Raw genomic sequence first — 16,538 nt, 5'->3', positions numbered from 1 at the left:
GGGGTAAAGTCCGTTTTCGATTCTGTTCGTGTTTGCCCGCTCACCGCCCCTCTGGTCGAGCGATTGACTAGGAGTTCTCGATGAACGTCTTCCTCTGGATCCTCCAGGGCCTGTTGGCCGTGGTCTTGGTGGCCGCCGGGGCCACGAAACTCGCCCAGCCGCGCGAAAAACTCGCCGCCAAAATGTCCTGGGTGGAGAGCTTCACCGACCAGCAGGTGAAGGCGATCGGCGCGGTCGAGGTGGTGGGCGGACTCGGCCTCGTGCTGCCCGCGCTCACCGGAATCGTCCCGGTACTCACCCCGATCGCCGCGGTCGGCGTCGCGATAATCATGATCGGCGCCGCCCTGACGCACGCGCGCCGCAGCGAATGGGGCGAAATCGCGCCCAGCGTGGTGCTGTTCGTACTTGCCGCCGTGATCGCGTGGGGCCGGTTCGGCCCCTACTCGTTCTGACAGCACCAGCCGATCGCGGGCGAATGCGCGGCTACCGCTGGCCGCGCATCCGCTCGCGCAGCACGAACTTCTGCACCTTGCCCGCCGCCGTTCGGGGCAGTTGGTCGACGATGACGAGCCGCTCGGGCGTCTTCTGCCGCGTCGAACCGGTTCGGGCGAAGTGCTTTCCGATTTCGTCGAGATCCAGCGCGCAGTCCGCGCGCAGCACGACACGGCACAGACGCGCTCGCCGTAGCGCTCATCCGGTACCCGAGCGTCGTCGAAACCGTCTGCTCAGCCCCGGCGAAAACCACCGGCACTCCCCCTTGCTCGGCGGCGCCGCGCTCGATCTCCGAAATCAGCGTCCGGATCTCGCCGGTTGTCACAGGGATTCCCGGGGTAGCCCCAGCCCCCGCTCCGCGACCTGAGTCCGCAGGATCTCGTTCGCGCCACCGGCGATCGTGTAGGCGCGCGAATACAGGTGCGCGTCCTGCCACCAGCCCGCCGCCACCGCATCCTGGTCGGCCTCGGTCAGCAGCCCGTCCGTGCCCTGCAGCCGCATCCCGAATTCGACCAGGTCGTAATTGAGTTCGCTGAAGAAGATCTTCCCGATCGGTGCGTCGGCGGGCTGCTCGGTGTGGTGCAGCATCCGGGACTGGGCGAGGCCGACCATTGCCGCGTTGACGTACACCCGCGTGGCGAGCTCACCGATCGCCTGCCGCGTGGCGGAATCCTCCAGTGCGGGCCTGCCGCCGACCGATGTCGCACCGGCCAGCCGCAACAGATCGTCGAGCGCGGCGAACAACTCCACCCCGCGCGCGGCCACGCCGGAGCGCTCGTGTCCGAGGCTGCTCATCGCCACCCGCCAGCCGTCGTCCACCCGACCGATCACATTCGCCACCGGAATCCGGACACCGTCGAGGAATACCTCGTTGAAGTCGGTGGTCCCGGTGATCTCGCGCAGCGGCCGGATATCGACGCCCGGACTGCGCATATCGAGCGCAAATGCCGTGATGCCCTTGTGTTTCGGCGCATCGCGGTCGGTGCGCGCGAGCAGATATCCCATATCGGCGTGCTGTCCGTTGGTGGTCCAGACCTTCTGGCCGTCGATGACGAATACCGCGTCATCGCCTTCGCCCTCGAGCCGCGCCCGTGTCTGCAATGCCGCCAGATCACTGCCCGCACCCGGCTCACTGAACAGCTGGCACCACACGTCTTCGCAGGTGCGGATGCGGGGCAGGAAGCGCGCCCGCTGCTCGTCGGTGCCGAAGTCGATCACCGCGGCCGAGGCGAGCGCGGCCGCACCGATGGGCTGCCAGGTGCGGGCACGGGTGATCTCTTCGACGACGATGAACGGTTCGAGCGGATGCGCGTCGGGCCGTCCACCGTATTCGGCGGGCCAGTTGATGCCGAGGAAGCCCGCGTCGAACAGCTTCGCGGTCCACTCGCGGATCGCGGGCATGAGTTCGGGCTCGGGTGCGCGCACACCGGTGTGGGTCTTGATTCCCGGCGCGTGCTCGGCGACGAATGCCCGCACCTTCTTCCGGAACGCTTCGAGTTCCGGCGTCGACTCCAGCTGCATCGCTATCTACTCCTCATCGTCGGGCACCACGACCTCGCGATGGGGCCACTCTAACCCACTGCTCAACCCAGGATTCGCGCCATTCTCCGCTATACATCTTGATCGAACACTCAAAAGAGTATACTCCTTCTTAAATGAGAGGATCCTCGATGAGCACGACCCTCGAGCCCGAGCAGGTATCGGCGGGCCGCCAACTCACCGGCCGCCGCGCCGTGGTGACCGGTGCGGCCACCGGAGTCGGCGCCGCGGCAGTTGCCGCATTCCTGGATGCCGGCGCCAGTGTCGTCGGCCTGTTCCATCACACGCCGCCGCCGGACGAGTTGAAGGGGCGCTGCGACTGGTTGTCCTGCGATGCACGCGACCGCGCTTCGGTCGCCGCCGCCTTCGAATCGGCAACCGCGATCCTCGGCGGACTCGACATCCTGCTCAACGCGGCGGGCGTCTGGCAGCCGAGCACCCCGGAGGCGCTGACCGACGACGAGTTCGATTTCGTCCTCGACGCCAATCTCCGGACCACGATCGTCACCAACCAGGCGGCGTTCGAGCGCATGCGCGGTACCGGCGGGCGAATCATCAATCTCGGTTCGGGCGAGGCGATTCGCGGAAATCCGCTCGCGCCGCACTACGCGGCCGCGAAGGCGGGCGTGCAGGCGTGGACCAGGTCCGCGGCCGCGGCGTGGGGAAGATTCGACGTCACGGTGAACGCACTCGCACCCGCGGTCGAGACGCCAGGCACCGAGCGGTTTCGGGAGCATCTCGGCCCCGCGGGTTCGGCCGCGCTCGCCGAACGCCTACGGCAGACCATCCCACTGCGTGGCGAACTCGGTGATCCGTACGCGGACCTGGGGCCCGTCATGGTATTTCTGGCCGGTCCGGGATCGCGTTATATGACCGGCCAGTTGATCGCGGTCAGCGGTGGATTGCAGATGCTGGGCGCTTGACGCCCGGTGAGTGAGTGATAAACAGTGGCCCTAATCCCGTCACTCACCACTTTCCCCCGCACGTCGCACGCACTCTTGGCCAACCGGCCAGTAGACTGAGGATCCGCAAAGTCCGCATTGAGGAGTTGGCCCATAGTGACTGCCGTCGACGTCGAGCCCGCCGACAGCGAGCAGGACTCCGACCTCCCCACCGTCGAGACCGGCGCACCGGTCGGCAAACTCGCGGCCCAGATCGCCCATCGTATCGAGGCGGATGTGATGCGCCGCGGCTGGCCGGTCGGCGAGTCCCTTGGATCCGAGGTGGATCTGCGCGAGCGCTTCGGGGTCAGCCGCGCGGTGCTGCGCGAGGCGGTGCGGCTGGTCGAACATCACCAGGTCGCCAAGATGCGGCGCGGTCCCAATGGCGGTCTGTTCGTCTGCGCTCCCGATGCCGGACCGGCGACGCGAGCCATGGTCATCTACCTCGAGTACGTGGGCACGAGCGTGTCGGACTTGCTCCAGGCCAGGCTGCTGCTCGAGCCGATCGCCGCGGGTCTGGCCGCCGAGCGGATCACCGAGGAGGGTATCGACACCCTGCGCACCGCCCTCGAATACGAGTCGCGCCACGCCGACGAGACAGAGGTTCAGTCGCAGGATCCGCTGCATCCGATGCTCGGCGAATTATCCGGAAATCCGGTGCTGCACTTGTTCATCGATGTGCTGACCCGCCTGACCGCTCGATACGCGCACACCTCACGCAGACTCTCGAAAGCCGAGATACTCGACTCCAAAGAAACTTCACGTGTCGCGCATCGCGCCATCATCGAGGCCGTCATCGACGGCGACGGCGCGCGGGCGCAGACGGATCTGACCGCACATCTGGAGTCGGTGGCCGCCTGGATCGAGAAGCACCGGGTGCGTCGCGGGCCGCGGGTCGCGGGCAATGTGATCGAACCCGAAATGGTCGAGGGGCCAAGGGCGAAGCTGGCCGAGGTGGTCGCCGCCAGGATCCACGACGATATCGCCGCGCGCGGCTGGCAGGTCGGCATGGTGCTCGGCTCGGAGACCGATATGCTCGCCCGCTACGGGATCAGCCGCGCGGTGCTGCGCGAGGCGGTCCGGCTCCTCGAATACCACGCGGTCGCCCAGATGCGCCGCGGTCCGGGCGGTGGACTTGTCGTCACCCAACCCGAACCACAGGCCAGTATCGACACGATGGCGCTATTCCTGGAATACGAGGGCGTCACCGCCGACGATCTGCGAATCGTCCGCAATGCCATCGAACTCGGCATCGTCGCCCGGGTAACCGCACGATACACCGACGGCGACAACGAGATTGCGCAGCGCCTTTCGGCGGCGGTCCGCTGGCCGAGCGAGGGCCCGGCCGACGACCCACGCAAGGCCGACCTGTTCCACACCGAATTGGCCGATTTGGCTGGCAATCCGGTGCTTTCGCTGTTCCTGTCGATCATCACCGAACTGTTCCGCCGCCACGCGGCCGGACACGATCAGCCGCTGCCCGGTGACACCGCCGCCGAAGAGGTGGAGCACGTGCACCAGCTCATCCTCGACGCGATCGTCCAGGGCGATGCCGGAATCGCCAGGCACCGCATGCGCCGCCACCTCGACGCACTCGCCCCCTGGTGGCACTGAACCCCCGTCGGCCACCACCTCGGCGCGACGTGATCATGCCACGCCCGTATTCGCACGCCGCGTACCAATTCGCCGAGCAAACCCGCGCGCCTCACGCTGGGACATGCGCGGCACGGAACCGAACTCCTCTGTGCCACTGGACGCTTCGGCGATCGGAGCGTTGCGGTATAGCCACCGACGGCCTCGCACAAGCTACACCGTGTCTCGCCGTGTGCGAGGCCGTCAATAGATCTGCGACGGCACGTCCCGGTCGGCGGGGTCAGCCGCTGACGCTGAACCTGGCCAGCTCGTGGGCCACCATGCCGTCCAGATCCGGGGCGGGTGGTGCGGGCAGTTCGACGGCGTGGTCCCGTGTCGGCAACAGCACGACGGCGGTACCGGGTGTGGTGATCTCACCCCGCTGGTTCTCGCAGCGCACCTCGAGGTGAATCTCGTTGCGTCCGTCCACCTGTCGCTTGTCGACGACCGTGCCACGCACCCAGGTGGTGTCGCCGATGTAATTGAATTTGCGGTGCTCGCAGCGCAGTTTCCACAGCCAGCCGTCGTCGCCGACCCAGTCGGTGAGCAGATGGCACAACCAGGTCTCGCGCATGCCGCCGTAGTCGTAGGAGTTCGGCAGCCCGAGTTCCTGCGCCCGCGCGGGTTCCCAGTGCAAGCGCTGCACGGTATCCGGAATGTTCAACCCATTGGCCGGGTACAGGCCAGGAGCTTTACGCCGGATATTCGCGGCGATCTTGAATGCGCCCGGCGGGGTGAGCTGCATACCCCAGCCCAGATGCCAGACGACCACGTCGGTGGTGGTCAGCGGCCCTTTCACCTTGGGCTGCAGCACCTCGCCGACCGCCACGTCCTCCCAGTAGCGCGGTTCGGCACCGCGCCTGGTCTCGGCCGCGTACGCCGCGTCGATTTCGGCGAGTTGTGCCGGGGTGTAGGGGGTTTGCTCCAGTTTCTCTTTGGCCCGCTTACTCGAGGTGTGCCGCTCGGCATTGATCCAGGTACCGCGCCGCACAGCGTGCATCTGACCGGATCCGTTGGTGTACAGGTAATCCTGGGTGACGTGCGCGGTGCGGCCGCCGAAGCTACTGCGCTTGGGCTGAACGCCGACCTGAGTCTGCAGCACCCGGCTGCGGTCACCGAGGCGCAGCGGCTGCCACCACTCGAATTCCATTACCGCCTGATAGGAGCCGAGCCCGGCGAAGGGGTCGCCCTTCAGCAGTGCCTTGGTTTCGGCGTCCGGCTTCGGTGCGGCGTCCTCGCCCATCGTGTAGAGGAAGGTCGGCGGCGCGATCAGGGCACCCCAGCGGGTCTGCGCCGCGTAGTCCGGATCGCAGTACAGCGGATTGTCGTCGCCGTAGCCGAATGCGAAGTGGCGCACGCCGTCCCAGGTCACCTGGTAGTTGTGCGGCGGATTGCGCTGCGGATTCGGTATGCCGAGACGGCGGCGGGACCGCTCGATCGCCTGGTCGGTGAGCACGCCGAACTGTTCGGCGGGCTTGTCCTCGGTGCTCGTCACAGATCCTCCTCGATCTTTGCGGTCAGGCCGTCGTGCGTTCGGCGAGCCGGGCTCGCACGATGTCCAGTAGCTCCACGCGACTCACCTTGCTCGACGGTGTGCGCGGCAATTGGTCGAGCACGAGGATGTGCGCGGGCACTTCGTAGGGCATCAGCTGAGTACGGCAGAGGGCGACCAGTTCGGCGACGGCGGGCGGTGTGCGTCCGGGTTCGACTTCGACCGCCGCCACCGGCACCGCGCCGAGTCGCGGATCGGGCAGACCGGCGACCGCCGCCTCCCGCACCGCGTCGTGCGCTTCGAGCACGCGCTGAACCGTCTCCGGCTGCACCTTGAAGCCGCCGCGGATGATGGCGTCATCGGCGCGACCCTCGATCCACAGGAAGCCGTCCGCGTCGATCCTCGCCAGATCACTGGTGCGCACCCACACCGTGCCGCCCTGTGCGGTCTGCTCGGTGCGCACCTCGAGCCGTCCGGTCTTCCCGGTCGGCAGTTCGGCGCCGTTCTCGTCGGTCACCCGGAGCTCGACGCCGTCCAGGGCGCGTCCGGTACTGCCGACCTTGCGATCCCACCACTGCTCGTGCATCGGCAGCGTCCACCCGGCGACCGCACCGGCGAATTCCGTTGCGCCATAGGTCATCAGGACGCGCAGACCATATTTCTGAAAGAACGCGTCGGCGAGTTCGGGCGGGCAGGGCGCAGTGCCGGAGGTGACCACCTGCAGGCTGGCCAACCGCTGCTTCGGCACATCGGCCTCCAGCACGGTGCGCAGGGCCGCGGGCACCAAGCTCACCGCTCGCAGTTCGTGGCGTTCCACCGCGCGCAGCCACGGCTCGAGGGCGAATTTGGGCATGAGGATCATGCGACGCCCGGTGGCCAGGCAGGCAAGTGCCCGCCACAGTCCGCCGATATGCACCAGCGGTGCGGATACGAGTGCCGCCGACCGCGTCAGCAACCGTCCCGGCTTCGGCGTCTGCCCGCCGGAGGCGAGCGCCTGGTCGAGTTGTCCGACCCGTAGGTGCACCCGCTTCGGCGGACCGGTCGTGCCGGAGGTGAGCATTTCGACGGCAACACCAGGATTGGTCGGCGCGTCGAATGGGGCGGCGCCACCTGCTGGGCGCAGGCCACCGTCGGTACCGAGTTCGAGGGCGAGACCGTGCACGGTCACCGCGGCGAGTACGCCCGCACGGGCCAGCGCCTGCGCCCCGGCGATTACGATCGGGAGCTCGCAGCGGGCGATATCGGCCGCGAGCCGGGCGGGGGGCTGCAGCGGGCTGAGCATCACCACACAGCGCCCGGAGGTGATCACGGCGGCGACCACCGCGACGTGTTCGGGCCGGTTCTCCAGCACCACGCCCACGCGCGCGTCGGCATGCAGACCCGCGGCATCGAGCGCGGCGTTCACCGCCCGCGCCGTCTGCTGGACCATGCCCCAGGTCCACCAGCGCTCCTCGTGCTCGATGGCCTCGGCATCGGCGGGCGCCTCGGCGAGCAACAGGGACAGTCGGTCGCGAATTCCCATGTGATCAGCCTTTCGGAAGGCCGAGCACCTGCTCGGCGAGAACATTGGTCACGGTGTTCGACTCCGTGCGATAACGCCGCATCGGGCCGCTGCTCGGACCGCTCCGTATGCGCGAAGATCGAGCCCACGAGCTCACCGTCGAGATAAGAGTACACTGATTTATTGGATCTAACAGACAACCATGGAGCCTGATAGATCACATCCTTGGCGTGAACGTGCGGATGTCTGCTCCATAATTCCCCCTCTGCCACACGATTCGAGCATCGTCCATGCGATTGCGACGCAAGTGGCGAACTGATGCGATGCGCCAACACGCCAACGCTCAGCGATCTATTTCAGGGCACCGATATGACAGGCTATCGATCAATGCGCCGATGTCTACCTGCGAGTCGCTACGAGAAGACCTGGCGCAGTGCGGATTCCGGGCCGGGCGAACGCCGTCGACGTCCCCGGCCCGGCCCGGACCGCTCAAATTCCGACCAGATCGGCCAGCCGCGCGCGATGCGAAGCGGGGCCGCCGAACAGCTGCTCGGAAGACTTCGCGCGCTTCAGATAAAGGTGCGCGTCATGCTCCCAGGTGTATCCGATACCGCCGTGAATCTGGATGTTCTCCTTGGCCGCATGGGTGCCGACCTGCGAGCAGTAGGCCGCCGCCAATGCCGCGGCCGTCGGCAACTCGGTCGAACCGGCGGCCGCCACGGTCGCGGCATGGTAGGCGGCCGAGCGTGCGGCCTCGACCTCGAGCAACATGTCCGCGCACTTGTGTTTGACGGCCTGGAACGAGCCGATCGGCCGGTCGAACTGAACCCGGATCTTGGCGTATTCGACCGCGGCGTCCAGACATGCCTGCGCCACACCGACCTGCTCGGCGGCCAGCGCGACGACCGCGAGATCGAGCACGTTCTGCAGGTATGCCGACGCATCGGTGGGTGGGCTGATCCGTTGCGCCACAGCGTCGTTCAGGTCGATCCTGGCCAGCCGGCGGGTCGGATCGAGCGTCTCCAACCGGGTTCTGGTCACTTCGGCCGCAGTTCCGTGCACGGCGAACAGTCCGACTCCGGCCTCGCCGCCTGCCACGACGAGCAGCAGATCGGCGGTATCACCGTCGACGACGAACATTTTGGTGCCGGACAGGGTCCACGCCGCGCCGACCCGCGTCGCCACGGTGGTGACGTCCGCGAGCCGCCACGAGCCGCTCTCCTCGGCCAGCGCCAGTGTCGCGGTCAGCGACCCTTCGGCGAGTTCGGGCAGCCAACGCGCCTTGGCCGCCTCGTCACCGCAAGTGGCGAGCGCCTGACCAGCGAGTGCGACCGTCGCGAAATACGGCGACGGCAGCAGCGCTCGCCCCATCTCCTCGAGCACGATGCCCAGCTCGACCGGTCCACCGCCGGAACCGCCGTACTCCTCCGGCAGCGCCAGCCCGTGCAGGCCCAGTTGCTCGGCCATCTGCTGCCACACCGCGCGATCGTGACCGGGTTCGGTTTCCATCCAGTGCCGCACCGCCGCACTCGGCGATTTATCCGTCAGGAATCGGCGCACGGTAGCGCGGAGTTCTTCCTGCTCCGCTGTGAAAGAGAAAGCCATCACTGCAACTTCGAGCCCAGGTAGACGTCGAAATCCGGCATCCGCGACCGGTCCACGATCTCGAGCCGCACCCCCGAGGGCGACAGGTGATAGGCGAAGATCGACGGCTCACCGTCGACCACCGCACAGGCCTCGAGGGCGAAACCCGACGCCGCCAACCGCTTCGATGTGGTCGCGACGTCATCGCAGAAGTAACCGAGATGGTGCGTCGCGACGTGCGGCGGCGCCGCCGTCCACGGTGTTCCCGGAATCTCCTGCACCAGTTCGATGTGCGGGGCGTCGAGCGAATACGTGAAGCTCAGCTGCATCACCCGCTCGCCGTCGGCCAGCCGGACCGGCACTTCGGCGGTTTGGGTCGCGGTCCACCGGTAGCCCGCGAGCTCGGTCATCCGCACTTTCCATGCCTCGATGTCCGGCACCACGATCCCGGTGTGGTACAGATCTGCGGCGCGGAGTGTTTGTGTCACAGGAGAATTCGTCATGGCGGTCACCACTCCAATCGCAGCGACTGGATGCCGTACATGTTGCCGTGCTGCGACAGCTCCTGTCCGGCCACGATCCGATACTCCGGAATCCGCTTGTGCCACTCCTCGACCGCGACATTCAGCTCCAGGCGGGCCAGGTGCGAGCCGAGGCAACGATGCGGGCCGGAGCCGAAGGCGATGTGGTTGGTCGCGGTGCGGTGCAGATCCACTTCCAGCGGATTCTCGAACCGCTCGGGATCGCGATTGGTGACCGCAAGCGGCAGCATCACCATCTCGCCCGCCTTGACCGGGCAGCCGCCGATCTCGGTGTCCTGCATAGCTTTCCGCGCGGGCACCACGAACGAGTAGACGCGCAGGATCTCCTCGACGCTCGTCGCGATCAGCGACGGGTCGGCGATGATCGCCGCACGCTGCTCGGGATGGGTGGCGAAGTGATAGAGAGCCCAGCCGATGGAGATCGGGACCGTATCGAAGCCCGCCTGGAACAGCAGAATGCAGAATGCGTGCATATCCGCATCGCTGATCGGCTCGCCATCGATCTCGTAATTCATTGCCCGCGAGAGCAGATCGTCACGCGGGGCCTCGCGCCGCAGCGCGATCTGCTCGTCGAAGTAGTCCGACACGGCACGCATCGCGGCGAGCTGCCGGGTTCCCTCCGGATCCTCGTCGTAGGTCAGGTGCAGCATGTCGTGCACCCAGTCCAGGAAGATGGGCAGATCCGCCTCGGGCAGGCCGACCAGCCGCATGAAGATGATGGTCGGGAACCGGCGGGCGAATTCGTCCAGGACATCAGCACTGCCGCTGTCCTTCAGCTGGTCGATCAGCTCGATCGCGACCTGCCGGATCTCCTCCTCACGGGCGGCGATGGTCTTCGGGGAGAAGTCGTTGCCGAGCAGTCGCCGCCATTTCGTGTGCACGGGCGGATCGAGCATCTCCGGAATCCACAGGAAACGGGGATTCGGCTCGAGCGCGGTCACCGAGGTGTTCGAGAAGGTTCGCCAGTCCTGCAGCGCCTCCTGCACCGCCCGGCCGTCCGTGACGACCCAGTACCCGCGCGCGATGGTGCTGCGGAATCCGGAATGGGTGCGGGCGATTTCATCCCATCGCAGCTGATGACTCAGGACCGGACCGCCGAGCCGGTTGTCGAAGTGATACGCGGGCACACCCTCGTATGTACCCTCGGGCTCGAGCGCAGTGCTCATGACTGCGCCTCGCTGTCGGACTGCGCCTCGCTGTCGCTCGGCTCCGTCATGACCACTGAGGTGGCTGTGCCTATTGCTCGCTCGCTACGCTCGCTCATCGCTGATCCTCTCTGGAAGGCCGCCGCGCCGGGCGCTGTATTCGCGTCTCCGCGGGCCGGTGGGCGTTGCGGCCGCACCCGTGCCGCGTCGCAGCCTCGTAGTACGTCATGCGCATGCCATGACCTGGCATGCCTCAACTCGTCGTGCTGGTCCAATATACCGGCCAGCTCTTATTTCGTAACCTCTTTTACCCTCGCGTTGACGAATTTGCCGCTGTCCATTCTCCGGAATAAGCCGCAATTAGCAGCCTATTTGACGGAGGATGCGCGTCGGGGCGCCATCCCATGGGATGGACGTTCGGCTTGAAAGAGGACACTTTCCTTCCGCATGCTCGCGATGCGGAAGCGATCAGGTGACCGCGCCGTCGATCTTCAGCGCGATCAGCTCCTCCTCGGTGAGACCGATCTCGAGCAGGACCTCGTCGGTGTGTTCGGCGAATTGCGGTGCCCGCGTGAGAGTTACCGGCGTTTCGTCGAACTGGACCGGGTTGGCGACCAGTTCACGGTCGACGCCGTCGGCATCGACGACCGAGGCGATCAGATCGTTGGCACGCAGCGATGGATCCTGACCGACCTCCCACGCGTTCTGCACCGCCGCCCACTGCCCCTCGCCGCTGCCGAGGATCTCGACCCACTCGGCGAACGGACGCGCCGCGATGATCTCGGCGACGAGCTCGGCGGCCTGCGCCGCATTGGCCATCAGCTTCTCGGTGTTGTCGAAGCGCTCGTCGGCGGCCAGTTCCTCGCGACCGGCCAGCCTGCAGAACTCGGGCCAGTAGCGGCCGGGCTGCAGCATCGACAATTCGAGCCACCGCTGGTCCGAGGTGCGGTACGCCCCGATGAGCGGATTCGTGGCCGAACCATGCCGCGGCGGCGGATTCACCGGCAGCGGACCACCGTTCATCAATGCCAGATTGACCGTGAACTGCGTGGCCCAGGCGCCGACGCCGAGCAGCGAGACGTCCACCACCGACGGCTCCCCCGTCATTTTTCGCGAGTAGAGCGCGGCCGCGATGCCACCGGCAATGGTCATGCCGCCGATCGAATCGCCGTAGGCGCCCGCGGGCATCCGGGTCATCCGGTCGGCGCCAGGCGGGGTCACCCCGGCCGCGCTGCCGCCGCGCGCCCAGAATGCCGTGCTGTCGTAGCCGCCCTTGGTCGCCTCCGCGCCGCGCACACCGAAGCCGCTGCCCCGCACGTAGATGATGTCCGGATTGATCGCGCGCACGTCCTCGAGATCGATCCGCAGTTTCGCTCGCGCCTCCGGCAGGAAGTTCGTGAGGAATACGTCGCTGCTGCGGATCAATTCCTCCAGCACCCGGCGCGCGGACGGCTTCTCCAGTGCGAGACCGACACTGCGTTTGCCTCGGTTCGGTCCCTCCATGATCGGGAAGAACGACGACCCGGCGCTGTTCGCCTCGTAACCGAGCACCCGGACCAGTCCGCGCTGGGCATCACCGCGTTCCGCGTGCTCGATCTTGATCACGTCGGCGCCCCAGTCCGCGAGCACTGCACCCGCCGCCGGGACGAAGGTGAATTGCGCGACCTCGAGTACGCGCACGCCCTGCATCGGTTTGTGCATCGAACCAGCTCCTCTTAGCGTCGGTATTTGAAGAAGAGTATCCGCTATTCAACGGACATCACAAGGCTGTGCAGGGTCAGACCGCATCGGTCGCCCCTGGTTTCGGTGGCACTATCCACGCAACGAGATGCTCGACATCCGCGGCCGTCGGCACCTGTTCGGTCCACAGGAACTGCTCCATCACGGCGAAGATCGCACAGGCGGCGACCATGGCGTCACGGTCCGGATCCGGGCTGCCACCCGCGCCGAGTGGCGCCGCGAGCAGTTCAGCGATCCGGCGGCGCAACTCGACACCACCGAAGGCCGACCGGCCGTCACGGGAGGTATTCCGCAGCACCGCACGGGTCGTCGCGGCCACCTCGGGATCGGCCGCCTGTTTGAAAACCACCTGAACACAGGCCCTGACCTGGTCGACCGGGTCGGTGTGCCGAGCGCAGCGGCGACGGATATGGCCGAGCAACCGCCTTGCCCCGTCATCGGCGATCGCGGCCATGAGATCGTCCTTGCTCCGGAATGCCCGGTAGAAGGCGTCGTTGGAAACCCTTGCCCGGCGGACGATCTCGACGATTCGCGGGTTCCCGTTCGGATCGGCCCGCATCAGCTCCATGCCCGCGTCGAGCAGGCGGCGCACTTCATCCCGCGCGGTCGCGTACCGATCCCCCGTACGCCGCCGCACCGCGCGGGCCACCAGGGATTCGCCGCCGACCGGGTCGTCCCCGACGTGTGGACTCGTCATGTAAAAGAGTGTACTGTTCGAATACCGATTCACCAGAATCGTTTTCTTGCACAGTGGTATGGCGTTCTGTCGAACGGAGTGGGTATGGCCGACGGGTCACAGGTGGTAGGACCGAAGGTCGGCATTGCCGATCCCGCCGATATCGCGCGTCGCGCGGCCGCGGCGATCGGCCGTCCACTGCACGACCTGACGCAGCTGACCGGCGGGACCTCGAGCCTCACCTACTCGGCGGTGACCGACGAGCGGGTTCGCGTCGTGGTCAAGGTCGCCCCGCCGGGTCTCGAGCCCGTCCGCAACCGGGATGTGCTTCGCCAAGCCCGCGCACTCACCGCACTCGCCGAGGTGCCCGATGTGGCCGTGCCGAAGGTGCTCGGTTCCGACGGCGGCGCACCGCCGGAGATCCCGCCGCTGTTCGTCATGTCCTTCGCGGACGGCGAAGGTTATGAGCCCCGCCATATCGCGCTCGAACGTCGTCCCGCTCCGGACGAGGTGCGCGCGCGTGCTGCGGCGGCTGCCCGCATGCTGGCGGCCCTGCACACTGTCGGTCCCGCCGAATTGGGTATCGACGAACCCGCGGTCACCCTCGACGCCGAGGTCGAGCGGTGGCAGCGGGCCTTCGCCACCTGCGCGCTCGAACCGGACGCGGCGCTCGACGAGCTCAAGTGCCGGACTCTGCTCACCGCGGCGATTCCGAAGCCGCTGCCGCCCGCGCTCCTGCACGGCGACTGGCGGCTGGGCAATATGCAGTGCGTCGGAGCCGAGATCCGGGCGGTGATCGACTGGGAGATCTGGTCGGTCGGCGATCCGCGCCTGGACCTGGCGTGGCTGCGACTGATGTCCGATCCCGCCCATCCGACGGCCGTCGCGCCCGCTGCTCCGACGCTCGAACCCGGCGAACTGCTCGCGGTGTACGAGACGGCGAGCGGCGCACCGGTCGCGGATCTCGGCTGGTTCGACGCCCTGGTCCGCTACAAACAGGCCGCCGCATCGGCGCTGCTGGTCAAGAACGCCGAACGCCGCGGCCAGGTCACCGAGCGGGTGGAACGGATGCGCCACGGCATCCCGCCGTTGCTCATGGCCGCCCGCACCTACCTCACCCACTGATCCCTTTCGGAGGACCGATGCTGGATTTCACGATCGAACCCGAGTTCCAGGCCAAGCTGGACTGGGCCGCGGAGTTCGTGCGCAAGGAGGTCGAGCCGCTCGACCTGCTGTTCCCGCACGGCGGCGACCCGTACGACACCGGTAACGAGAAGGCCCGCGCGATCCTGCGGCCGTTGCAGGAGCAGGTCCGGGCGCAGGGCCTGTGGGCCTGTCACCTCGGCCCCGAACTGGGCGGGCCGGGCTACGGTCAGGTCAAGCTCGCCTACCTCAACGAGATCCTCGGCCGGTCCTATTGGGCGCCAACGGTTTTCGGCACCGCCGCACCGGATACCGGTAATGCGGAGATCCTGGCGATGTTCGGCACCGAGGAGCAGAAGGCCCGCTACCTGCAGCCGCTGCTCGACGGCGAGATCGTCTCCACCTTCTCGATGACCGAACCGCAGGCGGGCGCCGACCCGAAGGAGTTCGTCTGTCGCGCATGGCGCGACGGGGACGAATGGGTAATCGAGGGCGAGAAGTGGTTCTCGTCCAACGCTCGGTACGCGTCATTCCTCATCGTCATGGCCGTCACCGATCCGGACGCGCCGCCGCACGCCCGCATGTCGATGCTGATCGTGCCCGCCGAGACCCCCGGCATCGAGATCAAGCGCAATGTCGGCACCATGGATGAACGCGACTCCCTGGACGAGGGCATCCACGGCTACATCCGCTACCACCAGGTCCGCGTCCCGCTCGACGCCATGCTCGGCGCACCCGGCGAGGGTTTCAAGGTCGCCCAGGCCCGCCTCGGTGGTGGCCGCGTCCATCACGCCATGCGCACCGTGGGCAAATGCACCCGCGCCTTCGACATGATGTGCGAGCGCGCGATCTCCCGCCGCACCCAGGGCACCCTGCTCGCCGACAAGCAGGCCGTCCAGCAGTTCATCGCGGACTCCTGGATCGAATTGCAGCAGTACCGATTGCTGGTGCTGAACACCGCTTGGATCATCGACACCCAGCCGCACGGCGCCGCCCGCACGCAGATCGCGATGTGCAAGGTCGCCATGGCCAAGGTGCTGCACGACATCATCCAGCGCGCGCTGCACCTGCACGGCTCGCTCGGCACCACCAATGAACTGCCGCTGGCGAAGTGGTGGATGGCCGCCCCGAACCTCGCCCTGGCCGATGGTCCGACCGAGGTGCACCGCACCACGGTCGCGAAGCAGATGTTGAAGAAATACCGGCCCGCCGAGGGGCTGTTCCCCAGCGAGCACATTCCGCCGAAGCTGGAGGAGGCGCGAAAGCGCTACGCGCACATCATCAATGACGACAGCCTCAGCGGCGGGGTGAACGGATGACGGCGCAGCTTTTCGATCTGACCGGCAAGGTCGCACTGGTCACCGGTGGCAGCCGGGGCCTCGGCCTGGAAATGGTGCGCGCCTTCGCCGCCGCGGGCGCGGACGTGGTGATCACCAGCCGCAAGATCGAGGCCTGCGAGGTGGCCGCCGAGGAGGTCCGCGAACTGGGCCGGCGCGCACTGCCGTTCGCCGCACACGTCGGCCACTGGGACGATCTCGACCGGCTCACCGACGCGGCCTACGAGGAGTTCGGCAAGGTCGACATCCTGGTCAACAATGCGGGTATGTCGCCGCTGGCGCCGTCCTCGGAGGAGACCAGCGAGGAGCTGTTCGACAAGGTGATCGGGGTAAATTTCAAGGGCCCGTTCCGGCTCGCGTCGCTGATCGGGCGGCGCATGGCCGACGGCGACGGCGGCTCGATCATCAATATCTCCTCCTCGGGGGCGCTGCTGCCGCAACCGCGATTCGGCCCTTACGCCGGAGCCAAGGCCGCCCTGAATGTGCTGACCACCGTCTTCGCTCAGGAGTACGGGCCGAAGGTGCGGGTCAACACCATCTCGGCGGGGCCGTTCCTCACCGATATCTCCAAGGCCTGGGCGCAGGAGAAGCGACACATCACCCGCAGTGCGCTCGGCAGGCCGGGTAAGCCGGAGGAGATCATCAGCACCGCGCTGTACCTCGCCAGCGACGCCTCCAGCTACACCACCGACGCACTGATCCGGGTGGACGGCGGGTTGTACTGAGGGCTGCCCCGATTACCGGACAGCGCAATTGGCATTCGCGGTGGAGAAT

15 protein-coding genes are annotated in these 16,538 nt (G+C 67.1%); 6 read left to right on the top strand and 9 right to left on the bottom strand.

All coding sequences use genetic code 11. The features are described 5' to 3' along the window. The first annotated feature begins 80 nt into the window (after nucleotides 1–80). Nucleotides 81–452, top strand: coding sequence for a DoxX family protein (locus ACQPYR_RS14060; protein ID WP_387285542.1), 372 nt, complete (start codon nucleotides 81–83; stop codon nucleotides 450–452). A gap of 31 nt (nucleotides 453–483) precedes the next feature. Here the strand turns inward: ACQPYR_RS14060 and ACQPYR_RS14055 are convergent, their stop codons facing one another. Continuing rightward, nucleotides 484–660 carry a hypothetical protein gene (locus ACQPYR_RS14055; RefSeq protein ID WP_433632160.1) on the bottom strand — a complete coding sequence of 59 codons (177 nt, stop codon included), beginning with the start codon at nucleotides 658–660 and terminating at the stop codon, nucleotides 484–486. Nucleotides 661–813: 153 nt separating this feature from the next. Then, nucleotides 814–2,013: an acyl-CoA dehydrogenase family protein gene (locus tag ACQPYR_RS14050; protein ID WP_433632157.1), complete on the bottom strand. Its 1,200-nt coding sequence runs from the start codon at nucleotides 2,011–2,013 to the stop codon at nucleotides 814–816. A gap of 149 nt (nucleotides 2,014–2,162) precedes the next feature. Between ACQPYR_RS14050 and ACQPYR_RS14045 the strand changes: the two genes are divergently transcribed. Beyond that, a complete protein-coding gene (locus ACQPYR_RS14045) occupies nucleotides 2,163–2,954 on the top strand; it encodes an SDR family NAD(P)-dependent oxidoreductase (RefSeq protein ID WP_433632155.1) in 792 nt (263 codons plus the stop codon). A 231-nt stretch (nucleotides 2,955–3,185) separates the two neighbouring features. Beyond that, nucleotides 3,186–4,586, top strand: coding sequence for a FadR/GntR family transcriptional regulator (locus ACQPYR_RS14040; RefSeq protein WP_433635127.1), 1,401 nt, complete (start codon nucleotides 3,186–3,188; stop codon nucleotides 4,584–4,586). Nucleotides 4,587–4,845: 259 nt separating this feature from the next. Here the strand turns inward: ACQPYR_RS14040 and ACQPYR_RS14035 are convergent, their stop codons facing one another. The 7 genes from ACQPYR_RS14035 to ACQPYR_RS14005 all read right to left on the bottom strand — a co-directional run bounded on the left by ACQPYR_RS14035 (nucleotide 4,846) and on the right by ACQPYR_RS14005 (nucleotide 13,305). Then, nucleotides 4,846–6,099 (bottom strand): FAS1-like dehydratase domain-containing protein, encoded by a 1,254-nt coding sequence (locus ACQPYR_RS14035; protein WP_433632153.1) that lies wholly within the window; start codon nucleotides 6,097–6,099, stop codon nucleotides 4,846–4,848. Nucleotides 6,100–6,121: 22 nt separating this feature from the next. Continuing rightward, nucleotides 6,122–7,618: a class I adenylate-forming enzyme family protein gene (locus ACQPYR_RS14030; protein ID WP_433632150.1), complete on the bottom strand. Its 1,497-nt coding sequence runs from the start codon at nucleotides 7,616–7,618 to the stop codon at nucleotides 6,122–6,124. A 468-nt stretch (nucleotides 7,619–8,086) separates the two neighbouring features. Further along, complete coding sequence (locus ACQPYR_RS14025) at nucleotides 8,087–9,202, bottom strand: acyl-CoA dehydrogenase family protein (RefSeq protein WP_433632147.1); 1,116 nt, start codon at nucleotides 9,200–9,202, stop codon at nucleotides 8,087–8,089. Continuing rightward, complete coding sequence (locus tag ACQPYR_RS14020; RefSeq protein WP_433632145.1) at nucleotides 9,202–9,684, bottom strand: VOC family protein; 483 nt, start codon at nucleotides 9,682–9,684, stop codon at nucleotides 9,202–9,204. Before ACQPYR_RS14020 ends, ACQPYR_RS14025 begins: the two co-directional genes overlap by 1 nt. Nucleotides 9,685–9,689: 5 nt before the next feature. Then, nucleotides 9,690–10,889: a cytochrome P450 gene (locus tag ACQPYR_RS14015; protein WP_433632142.1), complete on the bottom strand. Its 1,200-nt coding sequence runs from the start codon at nucleotides 10,887–10,889 to the stop codon at nucleotides 9,690–9,692. A 447-nt stretch (nucleotides 10,890–11,336) separates the two neighbouring features. Further along, nucleotides 11,337–12,569, bottom strand: coding sequence for a CaiB/BaiF CoA transferase family protein (locus ACQPYR_RS14010; protein WP_397048403.1), 1,233 nt, complete (start codon nucleotides 12,567–12,569; stop codon nucleotides 11,337–11,339). Nucleotides 12,570–12,645: 76 nt separating this feature from the next. After that, nucleotides 12,646–13,305: a TetR/AcrR family transcriptional regulator gene (locus ACQPYR_RS14005; protein ID WP_433632139.1), complete on the bottom strand. Its 660-nt coding sequence runs from the start codon at nucleotides 13,303–13,305 to the stop codon at nucleotides 12,646–12,648. 84 nt (nucleotides 13,306–13,389) lie between these two features. Between ACQPYR_RS14005 and ACQPYR_RS14000 the strand changes: the two genes are divergently transcribed. The 3 genes from ACQPYR_RS14000 to ACQPYR_RS13990 are packed head-to-tail and all read left to right on the top strand — an operon-like array spanning nucleotide 13,390 to nucleotide 16,489. Continuing rightward, nucleotides 13,390–14,409: a phosphotransferase family protein gene (locus tag ACQPYR_RS14000; protein WP_433632136.1), complete on the top strand. Its 1,020-nt coding sequence runs from the start codon at nucleotides 13,390–13,392 to the stop codon at nucleotides 14,407–14,409. Between the two features lie 17 nt (nucleotides 14,410–14,426). Next, entirely contained in the window at nucleotides 14,427–15,746 is a 1,320-nt protein-coding gene (locus ACQPYR_RS13995) for an acyl-CoA dehydrogenase family protein (RefSeq protein WP_433632133.1), read from the top strand. Then, nucleotides 15,743–16,489, top strand: a complete 747-nt coding sequence (locus ACQPYR_RS13990; protein ID WP_433632131.1) for an SDR family NAD(P)-dependent oxidoreductase — start codon at nucleotides 15,743–15,745, stop codon at nucleotides 16,487–16,489. The genes ACQPYR_RS13995 and ACQPYR_RS13990 overlap by 4 nt, the downstream gene beginning before the upstream one ends. Nucleotides 16,490–16,538 lie beyond the last annotated feature (49 nt).

The organism is Nocardia sp. CA-120079 (assembly GCF_050955745.1).
Lineage (GTDB): Bacteria > Actinomycetota > Actinomycetes > Mycobacteriales > Mycobacteriaceae > Nocardia.
Note: the sequence above shows the minus strand (reverse complement) of the source record. Positions and strands in the feature narration are given on the sequence as shown.